Below are 7,890 nucleotides of genomic sequence, written 5' to 3'. Positions count from 1 at the left end.
CATCGTCGGCGACGGCCCGATGCTGCGCGCGCTGCGGTCGCGGGCCGTGCCCGGCGTTCACTTCGCCGGCGGCGTGGCCGACGTCCGGCCCTGGTACGCCGCCGCCGACGTGGTGGTGCTGCCCTCGCGCTGGGAGGGCCTGCCGCTCACCGCGCTGGAGGCGCTGGCCACGGGCAGGCCCGTGGTCGCCTGCGCGGTGCCCGGGCTCACCGAGGTGGTGACCGGGGGAGTCGGCGCGCTCGTTCAGCCGGAGGACAGCGCGGGGCTGGCCGAGGCGCTGCTGGTCAGGCTCGGGCAGCCCGAGCCGTCCGGCGCCGAGGGGGTGGCCGCCGCTGCGCTGGCGGCCGGGTTCGGCGTGGACGGCGCGCTGGACGGGCTCGCCACGCACACGCTGGCCGTGCTGGGCGGGGAGGCGTGCTCCAGCAGCCGCCTGCGGAAGGCCTCCGACGAGCCGGGGTTCGACGAACACTGCCAGACGCCGTGCGGACAGTAATCGGAGATCGAGTGATAGACCACGTTGTGAGTACTGATCCAGTCGAGCATCCCTTCGACGTAGGCGGGACGGTCGCCGTTGCGGAACAGCCCCCACTCGGGGAACGAGATGGGCTTGCCGTGCTGCGCGGCGAAGTCGGCGTGCGCCCGCAGGCCGTACGGCTGGTCGACGTATTCGGCGAACTCGTGCCCGGGCCCCTGGTCGTAGCTGTCCATGCCGATGATGTCGACCACGTCGTCACCCGGGTAGCACTGCGTCCAGGGCACCGCGTCGAGCCCGCGGCTGGGGGCGAAGTCGAAGCGGAAGCGCTGGCCGGGCGTCTCGCGCATGGTGTTCACGATGCGCCGCCAGTACTGCTTCCACGTCTCCGGGTCGGGTCCGCACCTGCTGGAGTAGGTGGTGCCGTTCATCTCCCAGCCGAGCACGATGATCGTGTCACCGGCGCCGGAGGAGACCAGCTTCCCGGCGAGCTTCCTGAAGCGGCCGTCATGGGCGCCGTGCGCCCCCTTGGCCAGTCGTCGCGCCACCGCGCGGTCGGACATCATGGACTCGTTCGGAGTGACCATCGGCACGTTCAGCGCCAGGACGCGGCCCGGCCGGGCGGCCCGCCAGCGCGTCCACGCGTCGAGGATCTCGGAGTCGCCCCCCTCGAGGGACTTCCAGCGTTCGCCGGGGAGATAGGTGCGCCCGACCGTCACCCTGAGCCCCAGCCACGCCTCGAAGCCCGTCAGGAGCTCGGGACCGCGCGCGTCGGAGGCGAGGAAGACGCCCAGCGCCGCGGGGTCGCTCGCCGGAGCGGGCGCCGGCGCGCCCAGACCGACCGATGCCACCGCCGCACCCGTGATTATCGCGAGCGAAAAGCGCAGATATCTCTTTCCTGCCACGATCGCACATCCCCGATTCTCGCCTCTCCTTCCTTCTCCATACCCCATGTTTCGGCAATCCGGATATCCGACTCGCGATTTGCCTGATTTATAGCTTTTCGCGAAGGAGAAGGAAGATGCTCGATTGCACTGTCCCGGCGCTTGTGCTGCGACTGGACCCCAATAACTTTCATCATGGGACCCTCGGCGCCATTCGCTCCCTCGGCAGGGCCGGAGTGGAGGTGCACGGGCTCCTCGGGGAGACGGACTCGCCGACCTCCCGCTCCAAGTACCTGGCGCGCGCGCATGCGTGGCCGCGCGGCGGGGACCCCGGAGACATCGTGCGGACGCTCACGCAGGTCGCCCAGAGCATCGGCCGCCCGGCCGTCCTGCTGGCCCTGGACGACGCGGGCGCCATCGCCGTCGCGGAGCACGCGGCCGAGCTGCGCCCGCACTACCTCATCCCCGACCAGGTGCCCGGACTGCCGCGCGCCCTCGCCGACAAGAGCCTGCTGGCGCAGCTGTGTTCCGCGTTCGGGGTCGTCCAGCCGGAGACCCGGCTGATCACCGGCGAACGCGACGCCGCGGACGCCGTCACCGACTTCGGGCTGCCGCTGGTCGCCAAGTGGGCGCAGCCGTGGCTCCTGCCCGCCGGCGCCGGGCTGCGCAACACCAGCCTGGTACGGCGGGCCAGCCAGGTGCCCCGGCTGCTCCAGCACGTGGAGGGCTGCGACCTGCTGTTCCAGCGCTTCGTGCCCGGCGGGCCGCACGCGGACTGGTTCTTCCACGGCTACTTCGACGAGAACTCCCGCTGCCTGTACGGCGGCGCGGGACGCAAGGAGCGCGCCCATCCCAAGGGCGCCGGGCTCACCACCTACGGGCGGTGGCTGCCCAACCCCGTCGTGGAGGGCACCGCCCGCGAACTGGCGGAGAGGCTGGGCTACCGCGGCGTGCTGGACATCGACTTCCGCCACGACGCCGGCCGGGACGCCTACCACCTGCTGGACTTCAACCCCCGGCTCGGCGCCCAGTTCCGGCTGTTCAGCGACAGCAGCGGCCTGGACCTGGTACGGGCCGCCCACCTGCACCTGTCCGGCCGGCGCGCGCCCCGGGGACGGGCCGGTCACGGCCGGACCTACGTGGTGGAGAACTACGACCTCATCACCGCCGGCCCGAAGAGCCTGCGCGCCCTGTGCTCGGCGGACGAATTTGCCTGGCTGTCCGCCGACGACCCTCGGCCCTTCGTGGCCATGGCCAGGCAGGCGATGAAACGCGGATTCACCCGGCTGGCCCGGCAGCGGGCCTAGCACGGCGAATGGAGGAGAATGTGCCTACCTCGGTCATCGACGTGGCGATCGTGGGCGCCGGACCGTACGGGCTGTCGGTGGCGGCGCACGCGCTGCACGCCGGGCTCGACGCACGAGTGTTCGGCGAGCCGATGCGGGCGTGGGAACGCCACATGCCCAGAGGCATGCTGCTGAAGTCCGAGCCGGACGCGTCCCATCTCGGCGACCCGGATCGCAGACACGGCCTCGACGCCTTCCACCGGTACTCCTACGGGGAGCCGGTGCCGGTGGAGAGGTTCGTCGCCTACGGCAGGTGGTTCCGTCAGCAGGCGGTCGGCCGGGCGCTGGAGGAGACGGAGGTGACGGCCGTCGGCGTCGAGGGCGGGCTGTTCGCGCTCTCCCTGGCGTCGGGCGCGTCCGTGCTGGCCAGGACCGTCGTGCTGGCCCTGGGATTCCTGCCGTTCGCCCACCGGCCCCGCGCCCTGGCGGCGTTGCCGCCGGAGGTGGCCACGCACAGCTCCGACCACCATGACCTGAGCGGGTTCGCGGGCCGGGACGTGACCGTGCTCGGAGCCGGGCAGTCGGCGCTGGAGACCGCGACGCTGCTGGCCGAGGCGGGGGCGGCCGTCCGGCTCGTCGCCCGCACCGGCGCCCTGGCCTGGAACGACGTGCCCGTCGAGCGGCGCCCGGTCATGTCGCGCGTGCTGGCGCCCCGCTCCGCGCTCGGGAGCGGCTGGCCCTCCGTGGCCTGGTCGCGGATGCCGTACGCGGTCAGGCACCTGCCGCGGGCGGCCCGCGCCCACATCGTGCGCAACACCCTCGGACCGGCCGGGTCCTGGTGGCTGAAGGAGCGCTTCGACGGCACGGTGCAGGTGACCCTGGGGGCGCGGCTGGCGGCCTCCGAGTACCGCGACGGGGTCCGGCTGCGGCTGCGGGACCTCGCGGGAGCGGTCACCACGCTCGAGACCGAGCACGTCATCGCGGCGACCGGCTACCGGGTGGACGTGGCCAGGATCGGGATCCTCCACGACGACCTGCGGCGCGCGGTGGCGGCGCCCGGTCCGGCGCCGCGGCTCGGTCCCGCGTTCGAGACGTCCGTCGCGGGGCTGCACCTGGTCGGGCTCGCGGCGGCGGCGACGTTCGGACCGGCCATGCGGTTCGTGTGCGGCTGCGACTTCGCCGGCCGCCGCGTGACCAGGGGCCTGGTGGGCCGCCTGCGGGGAGCCCGGCCGTGAATCCGGGCAGAGCTGCTTCGGGGGGAGCGAGAATGGTTCTTCATGCGGTGCTGGCCTGCGTGGTCACGGTGTTCGCCGGCGTCCCCGGGGCCGTGGCCGAGGACGCGCCGTCGTCCTTCACCAACTCGCCGGCGACGGCCTCGGGGCGGACGCCGTCCGGCGTGACGGTGACCGTGCGCAAGACCATGATCGGGGAGACGCGCGTGGCCTCCGCCGAGGCGCTGACCGCGAGCACGTGGGCACCCGACGACGAATTCCTCGTCCCGGCCAACGCCAAGATGACGGCGGGATTCATGGACCTCTACGAGGACTTCGCGGCACGGCCCGGCGGCTGGAGCGGCGTGGCCATGCTGACGTTCACGTTCTCCCGGCCGGTACGCGACCCGCACCTGCACGTGTTCGGCACGGGCGGCGTGTCGCGCGACCCGAGGCGTGGCCGCGACGACTACTGGCCCGCCATCGACCTGGTCGACGGGACCCCGGACACGCCCGCCTTCTCCGCGGCGGCCGGCTTCCCCGGCTACCGGGTCACGGCGGACTCGATCGAGCCGGAAGCGGTCCGTCCCGTCAAGTCCACCACCTGCGGAGTCGTCTACACCTGCGGCACGGCCAAGGTGAAGGGCACCGTCACCGCGTTCACGATCCGGCTGAGCGCCCGTGACGTGCGCTACGCGCTCGGGGGCCCGGGCCCGCAACTGTGGGCCGCGTTCAAGATCACGCTGGCCGAGGACGACTCCGACGCGCCCGCCTCGTACGGAGCGGCCTCCCACGCGATCACCGACTCCTTCCTGGGGGCCTCGGCGACCGCCGACCATCTGGACGAGGTGAGCACGGCGGCCCGCGAGGTGAGCGCCGACGAGGACGACGCCGTGAGCTCCCCGGCGGAGATCACTGTCAAGGACCGGGTCGGCACGCTGACGGTGCCCGTACGGGCCGGGTCGCCCGCGTACCTCACCGGGTGGATCGACGCCGACCACGACGGCCGCTTCGGCACGGACGAGCGGGCCACCGCGCAGGTCGCCAAGGACGCCACCACCGCGGAGCTGCGCTGGAGTCTGCCGCAGACATTCCGTACCGGCCTCACCTGGATGCGGCTGCGCCTGGCCGCCCAGGCGACGGCCCTGCCCACGGGATGGGCCGACAGCGGCGAGGTCGAGGACCACCGGATCGAGCTCGTCCGCCCGGCGGACGACGCGTCGCCGGCGAAGGACTGAGGAGGGTCAGAGCGAGAGCGCGGGCTCCATGACCTCGGAGGGGCACAGCTGGCCGATCACCCTGCGCACCTGGGCGCGCAGGGCGGGATCCGTGAGATGGCCGTCCTTGTCGAAGTGCGGGCAGGCCGGGGAGATCACCAGCTCGGCCCCCATCACGACGGCGCCCGCCGCCTGAAGGTGCTTGTAGAGCTCCGCCTGGGCCCACATCGCGCCGCACGCCCGCGCGCTCGCGCTCATCACCGCCACGTGCTTGCCCGACAGCCCGTTGCGCGCCGACATCCAGTCCAGCGCGTACGTCAGCTCCTCGGGCAGCAGGCTGTGCTCGGGGGCGGTCAGCAGCACCGCGTCGGACGCGGCGACCAGCCCGATGAGCTCGCGCGCCATGACCGGCACCGGCCCGTGCGCGTACGGTGGGATCTCGCCGAGCCCCGGCCACACCGCGAAGTCGACGCCCACGGGCAGCTCGCCACCCGCCGCGTCCAGCAATTTGTTGATAAACGACCCCGCGTGGAGACTGGCGGCGATCCCGATGATTTTCACCCTCTGCTCCCGAGCGGTTCCGAAGTTTCCAGGAACCTGCCCGATGTCTCGGATGTCCAAGACCAGGGCCGGGTCAAGACACGACTGGGCCCGTTCGCGTCCTATCTCCGCGCCGGTTGATCGTCCGAGGCGCGCGGGCGGCGGAAGATCAGGGCCAGGACGCGCAGCACCAGGATGGCGGCGATCACCAGCAGGTTGTAGCCGATGAGCTGGAACAGCGTGGTGTTCGCCAGCGCCGGTGGGCCGCCGGCCGTCCCGAGGAGGATGACCGCCATCACCCCGGCCGTGGCGCCGAGCACCGTCAGCAGCACCTGGTGGAGCAGGCCCGTCACGTAGCGGCGGTCGCGGTCGTCGGCCAGCAGCCGCACGTTCATGGAGAACCGGCCGTGCTCCGCGGCGCTCGCGATGCGCTCGACACGGCGCGGCAGGCGGCGCAGCATCGGCAGCAGCGCGACCAGCTCCTGGGTGGCGGACTCCTTGATCGTCTCCGGGGTGATCCGCTCGGCGAGATGGCGGCCGGCGAACGACCGGGCCTCGCCGATGAGGTCGAACCCGGGGGAGAGGCGCACGAGCGTGCCCTCCAGGGTGGCCAGCGCGCGGAAGACGGCGGCCACCTCGGGCGGGATCGACAGCCCGTACGCCGAGACGATCCTGAACAGGTCGGTGAACATCTGCGCGCTGTCCATGCCGGCCGTCACGTGCCTGGCCATGAACTGGCCGAGCGCCCGTTCGAGCGCGGCCTCGTCGATGTCCTCCGGCCTGGGTACGACCTCGAGCAGCGCGTCGGTGACGCCCAGCGGGTCCTGGCGGTTCATGGCGAGCAGGAAGCGCCGCAGCGCCGAGCGCACGGAGTCGTCGAGCCGCCCGACCGCGCCGAAGTCGAGCAGCCCCAGCGTGCCGTCGTCGAGCAGCATGAGGTTGCCGGGATGCGGGTCGGCGTGGAAGACGCCCTCGATCAGGATCTGCCTGAGCAGGCAGTCGAGCAGGTCGCGGGCCAGCTGCGGGCCCTGCTCGGGGGCGGCGGCGGTGACGGGCCGGCCGGACAGGCGCCGCATGACGAGCACGCGTTCGGTGCACATGGCGCTGATCGGGGCGGGGTACGTGACACCGCCGCCGGCGGTGACGGCCGCCATGTTGGCCGCCTCCACCCGGAAGTCGAGCTCCTCGCGGATCGCCGCCGCGAACCCGTCGGCCAGGTCGCGCAGCCCGAGCGAGCGGCCCCAGCGGGTCCTGGACTCCAGCGTGGCCGCCAGCCGCCGGACGATGTCGAGGTCCTTCGAGACCACCGGCCAGATGCCCGGCCGCAGCACCTTGACCACGACGCTCTCGCCCGAGTGCAGGCGGGCGGCGTGGACCTGCCCGATGGAGGCGGCGGCCAGCGGCGTCCGGTCGAACTCGGCGAACGCCTCGTCCACCGGCCCGCCCAGCTCGGCGGCGAGCACCGGCTCGATCTCCGGCCACGGCGCCGGGGCGACCTGGTCCTGCAGCCGGCCCAGCTCCTCGACGAACTCGGCGGGCAGCAGGTCGCGCCGGGTGGACAGGACCTGGCCGAGCTTGACGAACGTGACGCCGCCCTCGTCGAGGGCCTCGCGCAGCGACCTGGCCAGCCGCACCTTTCCGGGGCGGTCGTCGAGCCGCTCGCCCCGGCCGCGCAGGTACGGGCCGAGGCCGTGCTTGATGGCGATCCTGGTGATCTGCGAGTATCGCCTGGCCCTGGAGAGGCGGCCGCGTACGGACCTGACGAGCTCCAGCGGCCCCGGCACCGAGCCCGGCGGCACCAGTGCCTCGGCGATCACCAGGATCACCATGGGGATCAGCACCACGCTCATGACGATGAGCAGCAGGATCCCCAGCGCCGGCGCGGCGGGCGGGTTCTCGCGGCCGATGGGGCCGAGCGAGGTCAGGATCGGCTCCAGCATCGGCTGCGCCAGCCCGAAGGCGACCAGCGCGGCCAGGAACGTGCGCAGCCTGCCGAACCTGACGCCCAGCAGGCGCTGCGCCGCCGTGGCCAGGCCGATGATCATCAGGAGCGTGAAGACGCTGAGGAGCAGCTGGGTGGGGAGATCCATAGGGCAGGATCATTCCACGGCGGCGCTCCTCGCCGGATGTCAGCGACGTGCCTCGGCGGTGGGGCCCGGTCAGCGGGCGGCGCGGGTCCGTCAGCGGGCGGGTCACTCCCTCGGAAGCTCACCTCGGCGGCCGTCAGGTCGTCGGGCACGTCCAGCCCTCCATCGGGCCCGGCTCCGGAGCGCGCCCCGA

General features: G+C 72.9%; 6 protein-coding genes and 1 pseudogene. 4 read left to right on the top strand and 3 right to left on the bottom strand.

Annotation, left to right across the window (positions count from 1 at the left end):
- Positions 1–19: 19 nt before the first annotated feature.
- Positions 20–223 (top strand): annotated as a pseudogene (locus ACWDX9_RS56060) (glycosyltransferase family 4 protein); the annotation flags it as partial.
- Between the two features lie 20 nt (positions 224–243).
- On the opposite strand, the gene ACWDX9_RS56055 reads toward ACWDX9_RS56060, so the two are convergent.
- Positions 244–1,323 (bottom strand): glycoside hydrolase family 26 protein, encoded by a 1,080-nt coding sequence (locus ACWDX9_RS56055; protein WP_449971004.1) that lies wholly within the window; start codon positions 1,321–1,323, stop codon positions 244–246.
- A gap of 170 nt (positions 1,324–1,493) precedes the next feature.
- On the opposite strand from ACWDX9_RS56055, the gene ACWDX9_RS56050 reads away from it, so the two are divergent.
- Genes ACWDX9_RS56050 through ACWDX9_RS56040 form a run of 3 tightly spaced genes read left to right on the top strand, consistent with a single transcriptional unit; the run spans position 1,494 to position 5,091 of the window.
- Positions 1,494–2,663: a carboxylate--amine ligase gene (locus ACWDX9_RS56050; protein WP_449971001.1), complete on the top strand. Its 1,170-nt coding sequence runs from the start codon at positions 1,494–1,496 to the stop codon at positions 2,661–2,663.
- A 20-nt stretch (positions 2,664–2,683) separates the two neighbouring features.
- Positions 2,684–3,877 (top strand): NAD(P)-binding domain-containing protein, encoded by a 1,194-nt coding sequence (locus tag ACWDX9_RS56045; protein ID WP_449970998.1) that lies wholly within the window; start codon positions 2,684–2,686, stop codon positions 3,875–3,877.
- Between the two features lie 32 nt (positions 3,878–3,909).
- Positions 3,910–5,091, top strand: a complete 1,182-nt coding sequence (locus ACWDX9_RS56040; RefSeq protein WP_449970995.1) for a GEVED domain-containing protein — start codon at positions 3,910–3,912, stop codon at positions 5,089–5,091.
- A gap of 6 nt (positions 5,092–5,097) precedes the next feature.
- Here the strand turns inward: ACWDX9_RS56040 and ACWDX9_RS56035 are convergent, their stop codons facing one another.
- Both ACWDX9_RS56035 and ACWDX9_RS56030 read right to left on the bottom strand, forming a co-directional pair.
- The gene (locus ACWDX9_RS56035) at positions 5,098–5,631 is read right to left on the bottom strand and encodes an NADPH-dependent FMN reductase (protein WP_350726709.1); all 534 of its coding nucleotides are present in this window, start codon (positions 5,629–5,631) and stop codon (positions 5,098–5,100) included.
- A gap of 101 nt (positions 5,632–5,732) precedes the next feature.
- Complete coding sequence (locus ACWDX9_RS56030) at positions 5,733–7,700, bottom strand: ABC1 kinase family protein (RefSeq protein WP_449970991.1); 1,968 nt, start codon at positions 7,698–7,700, stop codon at positions 5,733–5,735.
- Between the last annotated feature and the right edge of the window lie 190 nt (positions 7,701–7,890).

Source organism: Nonomuraea sp. NPDC003201 (assembly GCF_053590415.1).
The sequence above is the reverse complement of the archived record's forward strand: the minus strand, read 5'-3'. Positions and strand labels throughout refer to the sequence as shown.

Bases quoted from the DNA above. Each gene is read 5' to 3' on its own strand.
- ACWDX9_RS56030 (WP_449970991.1), bottom strand. From the start codon at position 7,700: ATGGATCTCCCCACCCAGCTGCTCCTCAGCGTCTTCACGCTCCTGATG.
- ACWDX9_RS56040 (WP_449970995.1), top strand. From the start codon at position 3,910: ATGGTTCTTCATGCGGTGCTGGCCTGCGTGGTCACGGTGTTCGCCGGC.
- ACWDX9_RS56050 (WP_449971001.1), top strand. From the start codon at position 1,494: ATGCTCGATTGCACTGTCCCGGCGCTTGTGCTGCGACTGGACCCCAAT.